Raw genomic sequence first — 16,700 nt, 5'->3', positions numbered from 1 at the left:
TGATAACTGATAACTGATAACTGATAACTGATAACTGATAACTGATCACTGATAACTGTTAATGTCCTTGCCAGCGATTAATGGCCACACAATCGATATCTAACTGATCGAGGGTACGAGCGATGACAAAATCTACCAAATCCTCGATCGATTGGGGATGGTGATACCATGCCGGTATTGCCGGCACAATTCTAACGCCCGCCTCGGCTAAAGTGGTTAAATTACGCAGATGAATTAAACTAAAGGGGGTTTCTCGCGGTACTAAAACCAATTTTCTGCCCTCCTTCATCTGCACATCGGCCGCCCTTTCTAGCAAATCGGAACTTAATCCCCCCGCTAATTTGGCCACTGTACTCATGCTACAGGGAATAATTACCATACCAAGGGTGCGATAGGAACCACTGGCGATCGTTGCCCCCACATCACCCCAACGATGACAGCGTAGTTTTCCCCCTTCCATCACCCCGCATTGGCCGCGCCAAAATTGTTCTTGCAGCTCCGGTTCTGGAGGCATCCGCACATTATCTTCTGCTTGCCAGACAGTGTAAGCTGATTTGGAGGCCACTAGATCGATCGTGTAGTCGGCTAAAAGTAGATATTTGAGAGTACGGACGGCATAAATCAGCCCTGATGCCCCCGTAACGCCCAAAATTAGCGGTTTAGATAATTCCTTCAAGCTCTAATTCCTCGATCAATTGTAATCCTCTCGGGTCGCCCACTTTTAATAAAGCACCCCTGGCATCTTCCTTGACACCTAAATCCTCATCTTCCACCAAGGCCTCGATCAAAGCATCGATCGCCGTGGCATAAATCACATTTAAGGGCAATTCTCGGCATAATTGACCGATCGACCAAGCGCAATTACTCCGCACCGCCGCGATTAAATCTCGGCGCAATCCTTCAATTAAAGGCGGCAAGACGGTGATGATATCTTCATAATTGACCTTGGCAATCTGGGCCAAACTACTGGCGGCCCATAATCGCACCGCCGAAATATCGGTTTTGAGAGCATGAACCAAAGGCTCGATCGCTCTGCGATCACCACAGTTACCTAGGGCCCAAACTACCCCTTTTCTGACGTAACCATTCCAATCTCTGGCCAGTAGATCGATTAAAGGCTCCACGGCGCTAAGACTGGGATTTCTGCCCAAAGCGTAGGCGACACTGACACGCACTAGGGGACAGACATCGCTTAACATCTCTAGTAAAGGAGCGATCGCTCTTTCGTCACGCAATTCACAAAAGGCGCGAGCGGCGATCATTCTCTCGCTCACATGAGCAGAAGTAAGCAATGAGAGCATTTCCTCTGGATCGGGGGGGATTTCCGCTGCTAGGTCCGGATCGCTCCCATCGAGAGGATTATTTAAGGAGTTGCTAGAGTCTAGGATTTCATTATCGTACATACTTGTTAGATTATCTTAATCCGTGACCGCTTACGTCAAGCCAAAAATCAAAAAGTAGTTGCGGGTTGGGGAGACTTTTCAGTGATCAGTAATCAGCAATCAGTAATCAGTGAACTGAAGGCAAGAGGCAAGAGGCAACAGGCAAAAGAAAGAATCTGGCAATTCTCCTACCTAAAAAGAAGGTTAGAAACTAAGTACATCAAAGCTTTCAGCTTACCAAATTAGGTTACACTTCATCTTGACGAGAAGGGATACATTTACAAAACCTAGCAGAATAGGAAGTAAATACAGGGCTAATTTTATTGTTTTTCCGATGCCAAGACGCGGATTTGAACCGCGGACACGAGGATTTTCAGTCCTCTGCTCTACCAACTGAGCTATCTCGGCGTTTTTTTTGTCCTTTCTCAACATAGCACGCCCTCGAAATAATTGCAAGGTTTTTTTCTAAAAAGTTTTCTGCTCGACTAGATTGGCAAGGTGAGGGTAAAAGTGGTGACAGCGTTGGCACTGGTGACATCAATGCTGGCATTCAGGGGTTTAATCAGTTTGCAGACCAAAGCTAAACCTAAACCAGTACCACTGTAGCGCCAGGGATCGTGGTTAGGAATGCGATAAAAAGGGGCAAATATTCTTGATAATTCCTCTGGGGCGATTTCTACACCCCCATTGCTCACACTAATTAATATTTGCTCATCCGCACGCCTGACATTTACCCTAATTATTCCCTGCTCCGGAGTATATTTAGAAGCATTGGTCAGTAATTCCGCTATGATGCGCTCGATATGACACAGACTGGTGTTAATCTCCGGTATATCCCCATCTATATCTAAAATTAACGGCTGTTGTCGCTCACGGGTGAGATGACGAAAAGGTTCCACTAATAAGGGTAGCCACGAAAGTAAGTCGATTGCTTCGATCGCCAGGGGTTCGGTTTCCGCATCCAGATAGGTTAAAGTCAACAGATCATTAACTAACTTACTCTGACGCTGAGATTCAATGTTAAGAATTTGCAACAGTTGACCGATCGAATCCTGTTGATCGATCTCGATCCCTTGATATTCTAGGAGACTTTCCAGGGTTTCCACCGCTAGACGAATGCTGGTAATCGGGGTTCGCAGTTCATGGGAAAGGGTTTTCAGGAATTCGCTTTTTAATCTTTCCAGTTTTTCTAATTCCCTCACTTGTGCTTGGGACGATTCGTAAAGTCGCGCCTGTCGAATAGCGATCGCACATTCGGTGGCAATATGTTGAATCAAATTAGTTTCTAAAGAGTTAAAAATATGATTAGCTGGTCGAATTAGCCAAAGATTGCCCAAAAAACCCTGATCGTCAAAGATGGGACAAGCACAACGGTTAACACGACCAATTTGCGGATTACCAAGGGGAAGACGATCGACAAATTGTAAAATTTGTTTGTGCAGCAGCGGTTGATAGATTTCGGGAAAATCGCTAATTTGACGGGTAATTCCCTGACAGATAAGCTCTTGAGTGGTATATTCGTGGACAATAGTGGCTTTGCTGCGACTGGGATCGTAAAGCTCAATTTGGGCGCGTTCTACGGGTAAAACCTGGACTAATTCCCTAGTGGTGGTTTGCAGAATATGATTTTCATCGAGACTATCGCGAATTTTTTCGGTAATCCGTCCGATTAATGCTTCATACTTCAAACTCATCTGCAATTCGGCGGTTCTTTGCTGAACCTCCGATTCTAGGGCAGTATTCAAGCATTTTACCCGTTGGTGCAGTTCTGCTTGTTGAATGGCAATTCCCACTTGAATGGCTAATTGTTTGAGCAGATCGATTTCTTGGGATTGCCAAGAGCGAGTTTTTTGGCAATTTTGGGCAATTAGTAACCCCCAGAGTTGGTTATCGCAGATAATTGGCACCACCAAGTTAGCCTGTACTTGCAAAGAAGTAAGTAAGTTGCGATAACAGGGATCAAGTCCCGAATTATGGACATTTTCAATAACTTGAATTCTCCCGCGGCGATAATTTTCCAGACGTTCTGGGGATAAATTAAAACAGGGATCCTGTATCCTGTTTCCTAAGACAGAATTAATCCTCGCAGTATGGGATTCCACCACAATCATGCCACTATGATCGGGGAATAAACGATAAATTAACACTCGATCGCAGTTGAGAAATTGTCGCACTTCTTTAACAGTTCTTTGCAAAATGCGATCAAGATCCAACGATTGCCGGATTCTTTCCTGCATTACCCCCAGTAGTTGTTCTCGTTCTGCTTGTAATCTTAAAGCTTCTTCGGCCTGTTTGCGTTCGGTGATATTGGTACTGGTTCCCACTAAACGATAGATACGCGCATTGTTATCCCGTAGGGGTGTTAAAGTTGTTAGCCACCAGTAGGGTATATTTTGAAAAGGTAAATACTGTTCGTAGGAAATAGTCGTTCCGTAACGTACACAATCACTATAGTGTTGCCGCACACTACGCGCATCATCGGGGGGAAGGATTTGTTCGGGAGTTTTGCCTTTAATATCTGATGAGCGCAGTCCTGTCCAGCGTTCATGAACGGGGTTGGCCCCCACATAGCGAAAATCTCTATTTTCCAGCACGTCCACCACAAAAATCGACGCTTGCACGGAATTAAATATACTACGCAGAAACTGCTCGGAATCCTCCTCTTGTAGCTGTCCATCTAACTCGGTATCGATTGCTGATGGCTGCTTTTCCATAAGAGCCTCCTATTGTGCTAATTGGTGGATTTGGATCGATAATCACAAAATCGTTGGCTACTCCTAGAGCGATTTAATTATTTTTTAAGATTCTCGCACGAATTTTCCTATCCGCTGCCGATTCCGATATATTTCTTTGCAAAAACGAGAAAACAACCCCAATATACTGAGATCGCTTATCAGTGATCAGGTTTAAGTTTTAAGTTAAGTAGCTAGACACAATTAATTAAACATATCTAACTACCTCTTCCATAAGTGCATGAGTGCCTATCCTCACCAAGAAGTTAATTTTGTCCTATTACTTATCAGAGTTCAATTACAGCGTTTCTCATCAAGACGAAGCATAACCTAATTTGGTATCGACGACCGGCTCTCCAAAAGGAGAACTTCCTACCTCACCATTAGGATAACTGTTTTAATTAGCCAATTATTTTCACTGATTACTGATTACTGATCACTGATCACTGAATTTAGGCTTCTTGGTTGACAAAAGGCAATAAAGCCATTAAACGGGCCCGTTTCACCGCTTCAGTTAAATCTCGCTGTTGTTTAGAAGTTAAACCGGTGATACGTCTAGGCAGAATTTTGCCGCGTTCGGTGATGAATTTGCGGAGGAGTTCGGTGTCTTTGTAGTCAATCGGTTGACTAGGGGAGATGGGAGAGAGACGTTTACGATAGTAGCTCATAGATTTGTAAAGATTGCTTGACTTTTTAACTAAAGTATGATTACTTAATTTCCTTGTGGACGGTGTGCTTATTGCAGTGGGGACAGTATTTCTTGATTTCCAGTCTGCCGGTGGTATTGCGACGGTTTTTGCTGGTGGTGTAGCGAGAAACGCCGGGGGTACGCTTATCGGGATTACTGCGGCATTCCGTGCATTCTACAGTGATGATCAGGCGAACGCCTTTTTTACTAGCCATAACAACAGGGGATCGGGTAAATTTACACGCAATCGATCATTATGACATATCTGGGGCTTTTTAGGCAAGAGCGGCCGGGGCGAATGCGGGGAATTGTCGGCTAAAAAGTTTGGCTTGGGATGAAATCCAGCACAAAAAAGCTAGAATAATCACAGCAGTTGGCGAGGATGAGGAAAAATGACGGTAAGATTGGGTAAACCGATTTTAGTGACGGGGATAGGCATTACCATCGCTTTAACCCTGGGGGAAACTCTCAATAGTAAACTGAGCGAAATCGGTTCCTGGGGTATTTTAGGTGCGTTTGTCCTTGGTGCCGGTATCTGGTTTTGGCAAAAACCCAACTCGAAAATCGATTTTTCCCCCCCCACTCCCCTGAGTCTAGAAAAGGTTAAACAAGCGATTAGCAAGGCCGAGAAGATAATTAATTATCTGGCCAAAGAAGACCCAAATCAAGACTTAACCCCACTTAAAACCAGTTTAACCCAATTAAACCAAGAATTTAGTCGCCAAGACCTGAAAATTGCCATTACCGGCGCTAGAAAAACCGGTAAAACTGCCTTAAAAAAACTACTAGAAAGCGGCAACTTTGGAGAATCTATCGCTTTTCTGGAAACGGAACCCCTTCTGACTCTCAACTCCACCGCTAACCAGAAAAAGTCCCTGGCAGCCGACTTAGTTTTGTATCTTATCAATGGGGATTTAACCGATTCCGAATGGCAAATCCTCCAGCAATTCGATCGAATGCACCAGCGTGTTATCCTGTTACTCAATAAACAGGATCGTTTACCCGCCGAAACCAGAGAAGAAATTCTCCTTTCCCTAAAACAAAGACTGAAAGAAACTATTCCTGCTCATCATATTTTAGCCATAGCCGCTGCCCCTGAACCCCTAAAAGTTCGTCAACATCAAAGCAATGGGGAAATCAAGGAATGGACGGAACCCCAAACGGTAGTTATCGATCCTTTAGATAATCATCTCCAACAAATTATCAGACAAGAAAAGTCCGAATTAGTTCTCGGAACTATCTGGCGACAAGCGCTAGAATTAGCAAAGGAAACCAAACAATTACTCAATCAATCCCGACGCAAAAAGGCTTTACCTGTTATCGAACAATACCAATGGATAGCCGCTACTGCCACTTTTGCTAATCCTCTTGCGGCCCTAGATTTAGTTTTAGTGGCAGCTACTAACGCTCAAATGTTAGTGGATTTAGGGGCCATTTATCAACAAAAAATGTCCCTTGAACAAGCAAAAACAGCCATGACTACCCTAGGGAAGATGATGGTACAATTAGGCATGGTAGAAGTGACAACCCAGGCATTAGGAACGATTCTCAAGGGAAATGCGATTACTTATATCGCCGGTGGTACAGTGCAGGGAATTGGGGCAGCCTATCTAACTCGTTTAGCTGGTTTAAGTTTAATTGAATATTTCCAAGAACAGGAAATTAACGAGCAGCTGAATAATGATTGGAATTGGACGAGTTTGCAGAATAAAGTTAAACAGGTCTGGGAACAAAATCAGCGCTTAGCATTTTTACAGGATTTTGTCAAGCAAACGAGCGCTCGTTGGTCGGCATTTTCCGGTTAAAAAATGTAGTTAAGAACCGGGAAAAGGTAAATGCTGACGTAGCACATCCCAGCGCGAACAATCCCAATAATCGATATGAGAAATAATCAGATTATTGTCATCGAGAGTTAATTCACTGCGTCCAGAAATAGCGATGCGTGGCCGCCAAGGTAAAGGAGTTGTCCAGTGCAATGTCCAACGGGTATTAATAATATTTCCCTGCTGTTCAATTGCGTGGACATCCATCTTGATAGCTTGGAACCATTGATTCATAAAACCAATCATTTCCCGATAGCGTTTAATCCCCCGAAATTGATTGAGAGGGTCTTGAAAATAAACGTTATCAGCATAAATATCATAGGTTTGATCGAGGGGAAATCTTTGATAATCTTGCTGCAAAATAGCGATAATATCCATAAAGTACCAAATTATTCCCGATAGCTATTGCCTTTTTTTGCTGCTGAGGGGTAACTGTTAACTATTAAAAGATCACTCCCGTCAAACTAAAGGGACGGACTTCGGTAATTTTAACCTTAACAAATTTGCCTCGCAATTCCTCAATATCTCCGGTAAAGAAAGTTAAGCGATTGCCTCTAGTTCTTCCCATAACTTGACTAGCATCTTTAGGGTTAACGTCTTCCACTAAAATTTCCTCAATTCTGCCTAAATATCTTTGGGAACGTTCAGCGGCTTTTGTGGCCACTAAATGATTTAATCTTTGTAAGCGATCGCTTTTTACCTGCTCACTTAATTGATCATCCCAAATAGCGGCCGGAGTCCCGGGACGAGGAGAATAGGCGGCCGTATTTAATTGATCAAAACCGATATCATCGACTAATTTTAAAGTATTCTCGAACTGTGCCTCTGTTTCTCCGGGGAATCCGACAATCGCATCGGCACTAATGGCAGCATCCGGCATTAAATCGCGAATATTAGCAATAATTTGTCGGTATTTTTCCTGAGTATAGCCCCGTTTCATGGCCTTGAGGATATCATTATCCCCCGATTGAAAAGGGATATGAAAATGTTCACAAACTTTAGGTAATTCCTGACAAGCTTTAATCAAACGTTCGGTAAAATAGCGGGGGTGACTGGTGGCAAAACGGAGACGTTCAAGGCCGGCCACATCGTGAACGTAGTAGAGTAAATCGGTGAAATTGTGCAGATGTCGGCCGCTTGCCGTCACTCCGGGTAAATCCCGTCCGTAGGCATCGATATTTTGACCTAAAAGGGTGATTTCTTGATAACCCTGTTGTCCTAATTGTGCCATTTCTGCTCGAATTGCCGCAGGAGTGCGAGATTGTTCCACCCCGCGCACCCCCGGAACCACACAATAGGTACAGCGTTCATTGCAACCATAGATGACGTTCACCCAAGCGGTAATATTACTATCCCGGCGCGGTTTGGTGATATCTTCCATGATGTGGATGGGTTCGGTGGCCACCACCTGGGAACCGTCAAAAACTTGTTGTAATAAGTCTCCCAAGCGGTTTGCGTGTTGGGGACCGATAATTAAATCCACTTCGGGAACCCGTCTTAATAATTGTTCCCCTTCCTGTTGGGCCACGCAGCCAGCGACAATTAAAGTAAGATCGGGTTGAGTTTGTTTGCGTTTAGCCTGTCTACCGAGATAGGAATACACCTTCTGTTCGGCATTATCGCGAATTGTACAGGTATTGTAGAGGATTAAATCGGCTTCGTTGGCATCCTCAGACCATTGAAACCCCAAATCTTCTAAAATACCGGCCATGCGTTCGGAGTCAGCTTTATTCATCTGACAACCAAAGGTGGTGATATGGTAACGACGTGGGGACTTATTCATGATGCTGGCTACAGAAACAATAGTGCAGGTTTCTATTTTAGGCTATTTATCCTCTGACTATGGCCTGCCCCGATGGCCAAAAACCGCCATCCTTTCACTGATTACTGATTACTGATTACTGATTACTGAAAAAACTCCCCACTTCCCCACACCCCACACCCCAGAATTAGACCTAAAGCATACTCAGCCATACAAGCAAATAAAAACGAAACTTTTGCTTTGAGGATATCTCCTGACTGGTAGGATAAAAATGAACCATACTAGGCAGTTTAACCTCCACGCCGCCGAGGCCACACCTTTAATCATCAAAGGAAAAGTATTTATATGTCTAAAAATCAAGTGTTCGACTTTTTCGCCTTAGCCGCTAAAAACGAAGAATTGGGTCAAAAAATGCGCTCAACCCAAGATCCTCAGCAATTACTAGAGATAGCTCGCTCGCAAGGCTTCGATTTCTCCCTTCCTGAATTAGAAGCGGCGCTCAAATCCTTGCACGAGAGTCCCGACTTTTTCCAAAAGTTAGCTCATGCAGTGTTAGAAGTTTTCAGTCCTAACCACGATAATTATCCCTCGATCGGTGTCCAACCCTACGAAGGTGAGATCGATCGCTAGAATCAGTGATCAGTGATCAGATGTGAGTTTTCAGTTCACTGATTACTGTTCACTGTTTACTGATCACTGAAAAAGGCTCCCCTTCTCCCCACTCCCCCACCCCAGCCGTATATAGTATAAAAAAATTATAAAAAAGCCGAAATCAGGGAAAATAGGCTTTTATCTGCCAATAAATCCAGCAGAGACAAGCAAGCCGCCAAGAGAAAACTTAAAGCGGAAATCGGCTCATAGCAAAGGTTTTAGCGGTAAATCTCCTGAGAATTGCTGAGGCTGATGGGCGAAGTCAAGGAATGATTAACTTTCGTTAACCTGAAGATGAGAAATAATCATAATGTTTTATATTGTCAAAGGTGTCATAGTTTCCTATGCTTTTTTTAGGTTGATAATTTTGCCTGACTCGTCAAATTTTTACCAACCGGCCCTAGAAAATAAAATTAGTGGATGAAAACGGTCACGATCGAGATAAAATTCAGGATGGTCTTACCCACCTTGCCACGATCCCGACTGCCACCAGAGCTAGAGCAGGAAAAGTAACAAGGAAAGAATTTGACTGAAACAAAATTGATAACGCTAACAAAATTAATAGTTTAGTTTGGCTTGACAAGCGAGGAACAAAAAAATGCCAATTGCAGTAGGAATGATTGAAACCCTAGGATTTCCCGCCGTTGTGGAAGCGGCCGATGCCATGGTCAAAGCCGCCAGGGTGACTCTAGTGGGTTACGAAAAGATCGGTAGTGGTCGCGTCACAGTCATTGTCCGGGGAGACGTTTCAGAAGTGCAAGCTTCTGTGGCCGCTGGAGTGGAAAACGCCAACCGGGTTAACGGAGGACAAGTGCTATCTACCCATATCATCGCTCGTCCCCACGAAAACCTCGAATACGTGCTGCCCATTCGCTACACCGAAGAAGTAGAGCAATTCCGCAGCTATTAAACACCGTTGATCGGGGTCAGCATCTATAGAGTCGAAGAAAGCCAACCATTAGGAGACAAAAATATTATGTCAATTGCAGTGGGCATGGTGGAAACCTTGGGTTTCCCGGCCGTCGTCGAGGCGGCTGATGCCATGGTGAAAGCCGCCCGCGTAACCCTAGTAGGTTACGAAAAAATTGGTAGTGGTCGCGTCACCGTCATCGTCCGGGGAGACGTTTCGGAAGTACAGGCCTCCGTATCGGCGGGGACAGAAGCGGCATCTAATCGTGTTAAGGGTGGTCAAGTCCTCTCGACCCACATCATCGCCCGTCCCCACGAAAACCTCGAATACGTTCTTCCCATCCGTTATACAGAAGCCGTGGAACAGTTTCGTGAAAGTGTTAACCCGCAACCTTTAAGACGAATCTAGAGCGCAACTAACTTTTAGTGTAAACAAATTCCATGCAAATTGCCAAAGTTTGCGGCACCGTCGTTAGCTCCCTGAAACCGCGCAGTATGACGGGAGTGAAACTTCTGCTTTTGCAATTCATCGACGCACAGGGGCAACTTTTGCCTAAATACGAAGTAGCGGGTGATATTGTCGGAGCGGGGATTAATGAATGGGTGCTAGTGTCCCGGGGAGGAGCCGCCCGTATCGAAGACGGACAGAACAATCGCCCCCTTGACGCGATGGTGGTGGGGATTATTGACACTATAACCGTAGAAAATCGCACCCTCTACAGCAAGAGGGACGAATTTCGTCAATCCGGTTAAACATCGATAGAACCCAAACACAGTTAAGTAACAACCAGCCAGCCAAATTCAGTATGGAGGAAGACTAACTATGGTCGTCCGCACAACGGCGGCTAGTCCGAAAAAGCGGACCAAATCCCCAGAGGAAACGCACATAGACGAGAGTGCCAAAGTCCACACCTTCTCTAACCTCAGTGGCGCTATCGAGATCGGGGCGCGAGTGGTGATTGCTCCGGGGACTTCCATCCGCGCCGATGAAGGAACCCCCTTTTACATTGGCGACGACAGCAAAATTCAGGACGGAGCAATCATCCACGGTTTAGAAAAAAGCCGTGTGGTGGGAGATGACGGCCGAGAATATTCGGTGTGGATCGGCCGGGGCAGCTGTATCACCCACATGGCACTCATTCACGGGCCTGCCTATGTGGGCGATCGCTGTTTTATCGGTTTTCGCTCCACCGTCTTTAATGCCCGCATCGGGGCCGATTGCATCGTCATGATGCACGCCCTCGTTCAAGACGTGGAAATCCCCGCCGGGAAATTCGTGCCATCCGGTTCCGTGATCACCAGCCAACAACAGGCCGACCGCTTACCCGATGTCACAGAAATCGATCGAGCCTTCACCCGTCACATTGTCGATATCGACCTCGCCCCCAGCGTCCCGGTCAAAGCCCACAGCCCAGCGACTCCTCCACCGGCAGCCGCTATAAACATCGCTAATGAGACGCTATATAGAAATTCGGTGACACCTATGAGTTTAAATACAAACATTCGAGCGCAGGTTCGCTCCCTCCTCTCCCAAGGCTACAAGATCGGCATCGAATACGCTGACAAACGCCGCTTTAAAACCAGTTCTTGGTTAAGTGCCGGCTTTATCGACGGCGGCCGCGAAGAACAGGTATCCCAATCCCTAGAAGCCTCCCTGAGAGACCTGCAAGGCGAATACGTCCGCCTGATCGGAGTCGATCCCGCCGCTAAACGGCGCATACTGGAAATGATTATCCAACGCCCCGAAGACACCCCGGGAGAACCGGCCCGCACCACCACCGCCGTCCACGGCGGTCATGGCAACGGTAACGGCCATTCGGACCTGTCCGTACAAGTGCGTTCCCTGCTGGCCCAAGGACTGAAAATCGCCACCGAACACGCGGATAAACGCCGTTTTAAAACCAGTTCTTGGTTAACTGGACCTGCGATCGAAACCAAGAGCGAAGCGGGCATCATTCGCGATATTGAAGCGATCGTGACTGAAAATAGCGATGAGTACGTCCGCCTGATCGGGATCGACCCGCAAGCGAAAAAACGCGTCGTCGAAATGATTATTCACCGCCCCGGCAGCGCCCCCGCTAGTAACGGCAGCGGCAAAGCCAGCAGCTACAGCGCCCCCGCTAGTAACGGAGCCAGTCATAGCAGCAGTGGTAGCTTAAGTGGGGAAACGATCGCTCAAATTCGTTCCCTGCTCGCCCAAGGCTACAAAATCGGCACCGAACACGCGGATAAACGCCGGTTTAAAACCAGTTCTTGGCAGAGTTGCGCCCCGATCGAAAGCAATCGCGAATCGGAGGTAATTACTGCTTTGGAAGATTGTTTACGGGAACATAGCGGCGAATACGTCCGCTTACTCGGTATCGATGCTAAAGCCAAAAAACGAGTTTTAGAAACAGTGATCCAGCGCCCCGATGGTTCGGTGGCTAGTAATGGCAACGGTAAAACCGCCACCGTTGCTGAACCGAGTTTCAAAAGCTATGCTTCCGGTTCCTCCGGCGGCGGTACTGCCACTTTAACCAGTACCTTAACGGCGGAAACGATCGCTCAGATTCGTTCTTTATTGAACCAAGGTCACAAAATTGGCAGTGAACACGCGGATAAACGTCGTTTTAAAACCAGTTCTTGGCAAAGCTGCACCCCGATCGAGAGCAGTCGCGAATCCGATGTGGTGGCCGCTTTAGAAACCTGTCTGCGCGACCATCAAGGAGAATACGTTCGTCTGATCGGGATTGACTCCCAAGCGAAACGCCGTGTTCTCGAATCGATTATTCAACGCCCTTAATTTCAGGACTCGGCGATCGGTGAAGGGAGATAGGTGTTAGGTGTTGGCGGATCGGGAAAAATACCCGAAACTCTAACCCCTACCCCCTAACCCCTGGTAACTGATCACTGATAACTGGATCACTGTCAATTATGTCCTTACCCCCCGTTCAACCTATTAGCCGCTCGGAATTCTATGTCAATGGTGATGTAACCATTGATGAGAGTGCGATCGTGGCTCCGGGGGTGATTCTCCGAGCAGCCCCCAATAGCCAAATAATTATCGGTGCGGGTGCTTGCCTGGGTATGGGAACAATTTTAACCGCCTATCAGGGTGTTATTGCTATCGGTGCGGGAGCAATTTTAGGTACAGGTGTTCTGGTCGTCGGTCGGGGTGAAATCGGTGAAAATGCCTGTATTGGGTCAACCACAACGATTTTTAATGCTTCTGTGGCAGCGATGTCGATCGTGCCGTCTGGTTCCCTGATCGGAGATACTTCCCGTCAAATTACCATCGAGGTGTCAGCGACCCCATCGGAACCGGAAAGACCCCCTTTACCGGAACCGCAACCCGTAGTCAGTCAAGTGTCCCCAGTGCCGTCCGTGGAGGAAGTGGTCGCCGAAACCGTGGCCAGTCCTTGGGATGGCGAGGAAATGGTCGCCGAGGCCAGTCCCGCGGAAACCAGAGAACAAGCATCTACTACTAACCGACCGAATCAAGCATCGGTGGTCGGAAAGGTCTATATCAATCAGTTATTGGTCACGCTATTTCCAGAACGTCATCGTTTTAATGGCAACAATAACCATAATTCTTGAAGGGGAAAATAATCGTTCACAAGCCAAAAATCTCAACAATAATTACTGAGTAATTAGACCTAATTTATCTAGAGTTCACTGCTGTCTAACTGTCCTCTAGGTACTGGGTATAATTGCTTAGAAATCCAGTTAATATTTAGCGATTGCCGACAATTTTTTGAGGTTGTAATTATTGATAATCTTCCTCAATTAAGAAGTAGTTTTAATCGCTCAAAGCCTGATGAGCAGAAGTTTCTGTGTGTCAATCAGGTAAATTTTTGTTGATTTTTTTATGCTTTTGTAGAGATTGTCAAAGTTAGATGACGACAGATTAAAGAAACTAATCCCCCCGAGAAAAAAAAACAATCAAAATTTTAGAGATAGGGAAAAAAAATGATCAGAATAGGATAAAGTTCATGTTAAGATGATCAGTTGAAAAAAACATTAGTGAAAATTGCTCCCTAACTTCGCTCCTGGCAGCAGGGGAAAGGAGCTTAAGAAAAATCTATGTCGGTTGACGGCGAGATTTTACAGGTGCGACTAATCATGCAGTTTATGGAGGAATAATCCCAATGGTGCAAGCCAAATCCAAAGGTTTCCAGGCCGGCGTAAAAGACTACCGACTGACCTACTACACCCCCGACTACACCCCCAAAGATACCGATCTACTAGCTTGCTTCCGGGTGACACCCCAACCCGGAGTTCCTCCGGAAGAAGCAGGTGCGGCAGTAGCGGCGGAATCTTCCACAGGTACCTGGACCACCGTTTGGACCGATAACTTAACCGACCTCGATCGCTATAAAGGCCGTTGTTATGATATCGAACCCGTACCCAACGAAGATAACCAATTCTTCTGTTTCGTTGCCTATCCTTTAGATCTATTTGAAGAAGGTTCCGTCACCAACATCCTCACCTCGATCGTTGGTAACGTTTTCGGTTTCAAAGCTCTACGCGGTCTCCGTTTAGAAGATATCCGTTTCCCCGTCGCTTTAATCAAAACCTTCCAAGGTCCTCCCCACGGTATCACCGTTGAACGGGACAAATTAAACAAATATGGTCGCCCCCTACTCGGTTGCACCATCAAACCCAAACTCGGCCTTTCCGCTAAAAACTATGGTCGTGCCGTTTATGAATGTCTCCGCGGTGGTTTAGACTTCACCAAAGACGACGAAAATATTAACTCTCAACCCTTCATGCGTTGGCGCGATCGTTTCCTTTTCGTACAAGAGGCGATCGTTAAATCCCAAGCAGAAACCAACGAAGTTAAAGGACATTACTTAAACGTAACCGCTCCTACCTGCGAGCAGATGATGCAACGGGCTGAATTCGCCGCCGAAATCAAAACCCCCATCATCATGCACGACTACCTCACCGGTGGTTTCACCGCTAACACCACCCTGGCGAAATTCTGCCGCGACAAAGGGTTACTGCTCCACATTCACCGGGCAATGCACGCGGTTATCGACCGTCAGAAAAATCATGGTATCCACTTCCGCGTTTTAGCTAAGTGCTTACGTCTCTCTGGTGGTGATCACCTGCACTCGGGAACCGTTGTCGGTAAACTCGAAGGTGAACGCGGAATCACGATGGGTTTTGTTGACCTGATGCGTGAAGACTATGTAGAAGAAGATCGCGCTCGTGGTATTTTCTTCACCCAAGACTACGCTTCCTTACCCGGGGTAATGCCGGTTGCTTCTGGTGGTATCCACGTTTGGCATATGCCCGCGCTGGTGGAAATCTTCGGTGACGATTCCTGCTTACAGTTCGGTGGTGGAACCCTCGGCCACCCCTGGGGTAACGCACCGGGTGCCACCGCTAACCGTGTGGCTCTGGAAGCTTGTATCCAAGCTCGTAACGAAGGTCGCTCCTTGGCCCGCGAAGGTAACGACGTTATCCGGGAAGCTTGCCGTTGGAGTCCTGAACTGGCTGCCGCTTGCGAACTCTGGAAAGAAATCAAATTCGAGTTCGAGGCTATGGATACCCTCTAATACAGCCATTCAGAAGGTTGTTAGCAGTTATCGGTGGAAAATAATGCCGGGGACTTGCCCAAAATCGGCAAGCAGTCGCTAGAATTTCAACACTGATAACTGTCTAGCCAATAACTGAAAACTGTATAAAATGTATCCGAAAAAAGTTGTTCAAGATACCGCGAAAGTCTTACAAAGTTACCTAACTTACCAAGCGGTTCGCACGATTATCGATCAATTGTCAGAAACTAATCCGACTTTGGCTATTTGGCTGAGTCACTATACTTCTAGCCATTCCATTCAGGATGGCGAGGCCTATATTGCGGGGTTGATGACTGAGAATAAAGAGTTAGTTTTGCGGATCATGACGGTAAGAGAACATTTAGCCGAACAGGTTTTAGAGTTCTTGCCAGAGATGGTAAAAACGGGAATTATTAATGACAATACCGAACATCGTCGGCAACTTTTGGAACGTCTCACCCGTACTGCTATAAGTCAACCAGAGACATCGGAATTAAATCTCGATGTTGATGATCTACCCAACCCATAAGGAATCAAGAAACACATGAAAACTTTACCTAAAGAGAAGCGTTACGAAACTCTCTCCTACTTGCCCCCCCTCACCGATCAACAAATTGCTAAACAAATTCAATACATGATCGATCAGGGTTATATTCCTGCTGTGGAATTTGAAAAAGATCCCAAACCCGCGGATTATCATTGGACGATGTGGAAACTGCCTTTATTCTCTGTTTCTGGTCCCCAAGAAGTTCTTAATGAAGTTCGCGAGTGCCGCACCGAGTATTCTGATTGCTACATCCGCGTTATCGCTTTTGACAACATCAAACAATGTCAAACCATGAGCTTTATTGTTCATAAACCCAATGCTGGCCGCTACTAATTTGGTTGTCATCTAATTATTAACTGTTGAGGGGGGTTCTTAGACCTCCCTTTTTTTCTATTTGTCTGGTAGAATTTTTAGCAAGAGTGAATCCGAGCTAGAAATACTATGACTGAACTTCCCCCGTATAAACATACTAGCTATGGCTAAAAGTCTTACAGAGCCTGAGTTAAAGCAATATAATACTAATGGACTACTGGACACAAACTCCTGAAGTCCTTACGCAGATAGGGTTTGAGGCAAAAATTTACAAATTTGACCTTTCGACCATTGTAGCTTGTTTCGGGGCAGAAAACCATCTAAAACATGGCTACAGAGGGAATCGCTGAC

General features: G+C 46.1%; 17 protein-coding genes and 1 tRNA gene. 10 read left to right on the top strand and 8 right to left on the bottom strand.

Annotated elements, in window-relative coordinates:
- Nucleotides 1-58: 58 nt before the first annotated feature.
- The 6 genes from IM477_RS07810 to rpmG form a co-directional block, all read right to left on the bottom strand.
- Nucleotides 59-676 carry a flavin prenyltransferase UbiX gene (locus IM477_RS07810; RefSeq protein ID WP_190722355.1) on the bottom strand — a complete coding sequence of 206 codons (618 nt, stop codon included), beginning with the start codon at nucleotides 674-676 and terminating at the stop codon, nucleotides 59-61.
- Nucleotides 660-1,403: a HEAT repeat domain-containing protein gene (locus IM477_RS07805; protein ID WP_287731231.1), complete on the bottom strand. Its 744-nt coding sequence runs from the start codon at nucleotides 1,401-1,403 to the stop codon at nucleotides 660-662. Before IM477_RS07805 ends, IM477_RS07810 begins: the two co-directional genes overlap by 17 nt.
- A 314-nt stretch (nucleotides 1,404-1,717) precedes the next feature.
- Nucleotides 1,718-1,790 (bottom strand) — tRNA-Phe (locus IM477_RS07800).
- 77 nt (nucleotides 1,791-1,867) lie between these two features.
- Nucleotides 1,868-4,096 (bottom strand): sensor histidine kinase, encoded by a 2,229-nt coding sequence (locus IM477_RS07795; protein WP_287731230.1) that lies wholly within the window; start codon nucleotides 4,094-4,096, stop codon nucleotides 1,868-1,870.
- A 470-nt stretch (nucleotides 4,097-4,566) separates the two neighbouring features.
- Entirely contained in the window at nucleotides 4,567-4,782 is a 216-nt protein-coding gene (gene rpsR, locus IM477_RS07790; protein ID WP_002770735.1) for a 30S ribosomal protein S18, read from the bottom strand.
- A 40-nt stretch (nucleotides 4,783-4,822) separates the two neighbouring features.
- Entirely contained in the window at nucleotides 4,823-5,017 is a 195-nt protein-coding gene (rpmG, locus tag IM477_RS07785) for a 50S ribosomal protein L33 (RefSeq protein ID WP_002734724.1), read from the bottom strand.
- Nucleotides 5,018-5,194: 177 nt separating this feature from the next.
- Here rpmG and IM477_RS07780 point away from each other — a divergent pair, with 177 nt between their 5' ends.
- Nucleotides 5,195-6,607, top strand: coding sequence for a slr1306 family protein (locus IM477_RS07780; RefSeq protein WP_287731229.1), 1,413 nt, complete (start codon nucleotides 5,195-5,197; stop codon nucleotides 6,605-6,607).
- A 9-nt stretch (nucleotides 6,608-6,616) separates the two neighbouring features.
- Here the strand turns inward: IM477_RS07780 and IM477_RS07775 are convergent, their stop codons facing one another.
- Nucleotides 6,617-7,003: a C6orf136 family protein gene (locus IM477_RS07775; RefSeq protein ID WP_287731228.1), complete on the bottom strand. Its 387-nt coding sequence runs from the start codon at nucleotides 7,001-7,003 to the stop codon at nucleotides 6,617-6,619.
- A gap of 64 nt (nucleotides 7,004-7,067) precedes the next feature.
- The gene (gene miaB / locus IM477_RS07770; protein WP_287731226.1) at nucleotides 7,068-8,408 is read right to left on the bottom strand and encodes a tRNA (N6-isopentenyl adenosine(37)-C2)-methylthiotransferase MiaB; all 1,341 of its coding nucleotides are present in this window, start codon (nucleotides 8,406-8,408) and stop codon (nucleotides 7,068-7,070) included.
- 324 nt (nucleotides 8,409-8,732) lie between these two features.
- Between miaB and IM477_RS07765 the strand changes: the two genes are divergently transcribed.
- The 9 genes from IM477_RS07765 (at nucleotide 8,733) to IM477_RS07725 (ending at nucleotide 16,370) form a co-directional block, all read left to right on the top strand.
- Nucleotides 8,733-9,017, top strand: a complete 285-nt coding sequence (locus tag IM477_RS07765) for a Nif11-like leader peptide family natural product precursor (RefSeq protein WP_002759324.1) — start codon at nucleotides 8,733-8,735, stop codon at nucleotides 9,015-9,017.
- A 619-nt stretch (nucleotides 9,018-9,636) separates the two neighbouring features.
- Complete coding sequence (locus IM477_RS07760; protein WP_002734613.1) at nucleotides 9,637-9,948, top strand: carbon dioxide-concentrating mechanism protein CcmK; 312 nt, start codon at nucleotides 9,637-9,639, stop codon at nucleotides 9,946-9,948.
- 66 nt (nucleotides 9,949-10,014) lie between these two features.
- A complete protein-coding gene (locus tag IM477_RS07755; RefSeq protein WP_002733426.1) occupies nucleotides 10,015-10,356 on the top strand; it encodes a carbon dioxide-concentrating mechanism protein CcmK in 342 nt (113 codons plus the stop codon).
- Nucleotides 10,357-10,388: 32 nt separating this feature from the next.
- Nucleotides 10,389-10,700, top strand: coding sequence for a beta-carboxysome shell vertex protein CcmL (ccmL, locus tag IM477_RS07750; protein WP_002759323.1), 312 nt, complete (start codon nucleotides 10,389-10,391; stop codon nucleotides 10,698-10,700).
- A gap of 70 nt (nucleotides 10,701-10,770) precedes the next feature.
- The gene (locus IM477_RS07745; protein WP_287731224.1) at nucleotides 10,771-12,729 is read left to right on the top strand and encodes a RuBisCO small subunit-like domain-containing protein; all 1,959 of its coding nucleotides are present in this window, start codon (nucleotides 10,771-10,773) and stop codon (nucleotides 12,727-12,729) included.
- Nucleotides 12,730-12,860: 131 nt separating this feature from the next.
- A complete protein-coding gene (gene ccmN / locus IM477_RS07740; RefSeq protein WP_287731223.1) occupies nucleotides 12,861-13,523 on the top strand; it encodes a beta-carboxysome scaffolding protein CcmN in 663 nt (220 codons plus the stop codon).
- A 551-nt stretch (nucleotides 13,524-14,074) separates the two neighbouring features.
- Nucleotides 14,075-15,490 carry a form I ribulose bisphosphate carboxylase large subunit gene (locus IM477_RS07735; protein ID WP_002753365.1) on the top strand — a complete coding sequence of 472 codons (1,416 nt, stop codon included), beginning with the start codon at nucleotides 14,075-14,077 and terminating at the stop codon, nucleotides 15,488-15,490.
- A gap of 130 nt (nucleotides 15,491-15,620) precedes the next feature.
- Complete coding sequence (gene rcbX / locus IM477_RS07730) at nucleotides 15,621-16,019, top strand: RuBisCO chaperone RbcX (RefSeq protein WP_002732424.1); 399 nt, start codon at nucleotides 15,621-15,623, stop codon at nucleotides 16,017-16,019.
- A gap of 15 nt (nucleotides 16,020-16,034) precedes the next feature.
- Nucleotides 16,035-16,370 carry a ribulose bisphosphate carboxylase small subunit gene (locus IM477_RS07725; protein WP_002741682.1) on the top strand — a complete coding sequence of 112 codons (336 nt, stop codon included), beginning with the start codon at nucleotides 16,035-16,037 and terminating at the stop codon, nucleotides 16,368-16,370.
- Nucleotides 16,371-16,700: the final 330 nt, after the last annotated feature.

It is taken from the genome of Microcystis sp. M090S1 (assembly GCF_020246295.1).
Lineage (GTDB): Bacteria > Cyanobacteriota > Cyanobacteriia > Cyanobacteriales > Microcystaceae > Microcystis > Microcystis aeruginosa.
This window is presented reverse-complemented; position numbering and strand designations above follow the sequence as displayed.

What these genes read in the sequence shown, in the direction of transcription:
- IM477_RS07805 (WP_287731231.1), bottom strand. Translation starts at nt 1,403, where the DNA reads ATGTACGATAATGAAATCCTAGACTCTAGCAACTCCTTAAATAATCCT.
- IM477_RS07795 (WP_287731230.1), bottom strand. Translation starts at nt 4,096, where the DNA reads ATGGAAAAGCAGCCATCAGCAATCGATACCGAGTTAGATGGACAGCTA.
- rpsR (WP_002770735.1), bottom strand. Translation starts at nt 4,782, where the DNA reads ATGAGCTACTATCGTAAACGTCTCTCTCCCATCTCCCCTAGTCAACCG.
- rpmG (WP_002734724.1), bottom strand. Translation starts at nt 5,017, where the DNA reads ATGGCTAGTAAAAAAGGCGTTCGCCTGATCATCACTGTAGAATGCACG.
- IM477_RS07780 (WP_287731229.1), top strand. Translation starts at nt 5,195, where the DNA reads ATGACGGTAAGATTGGGTAAACCGATTTTAGTGACGGGGATAGGCATT.
- IM477_RS07775 (WP_287731228.1), bottom strand. Translation starts at nt 7,003, where the DNA reads ATGGATATTATCGCTATTTTGCAGCAAGATTATCAAAGATTTCCCCTC.
- miaB (WP_287731226.1), bottom strand. Translation starts at nt 8,408, where the DNA reads ATGAATAAGTCCCCACGTCGTTACCATATCACCACCTTTGGTTGTCAG.
- IM477_RS07765 (WP_002759324.1), top strand. Translation starts at nt 8,733, where the DNA reads ATGTCTAAAAATCAAGTGTTCGACTTTTTCGCCTTAGCCGCTAAAAAC.
- IM477_RS07760 (WP_002734613.1), top strand. Translation starts at nt 9,637, where the DNA reads ATGCCAATTGCAGTAGGAATGATTGAAACCCTAGGATTTCCCGCCGTT.
- IM477_RS07755 (WP_002733426.1), top strand. Translation starts at nt 10,015, where the DNA reads ATGTCAATTGCAGTGGGCATGGTGGAAACCTTGGGTTTCCCGGCCGTC.
- ccmL (WP_002759323.1), top strand. Translation starts at nt 10,389, where the DNA reads ATGCAAATTGCCAAAGTTTGCGGCACCGTCGTTAGCTCCCTGAAACCG.
- IM477_RS07745 (WP_287731224.1), top strand. Translation starts at nt 10,771, where the DNA reads ATGGTCGTCCGCACAACGGCGGCTAGTCCGAAAAAGCGGACCAAATCC.
- ccmN (WP_287731223.1), top strand. Translation starts at nt 12,861, where the DNA reads ATGTCCTTACCCCCCGTTCAACCTATTAGCCGCTCGGAATTCTATGTC.
- IM477_RS07735 (WP_002753365.1), top strand. Translation starts at nt 14,075, where the DNA reads ATGGTGCAAGCCAAATCCAAAGGTTTCCAGGCCGGCGTAAAAGACTAC.
- rcbX (WP_002732424.1), top strand. Translation starts at nt 15,621, where the DNA reads ATGTATCCGAAAAAAGTTGTTCAAGATACCGCGAAAGTCTTACAAAGT.
- IM477_RS07725 (WP_002741682.1), top strand. Translation starts at nt 16,035, where the DNA reads ATGAAAACTTTACCTAAAGAGAAGCGTTACGAAACTCTCTCCTACTTG.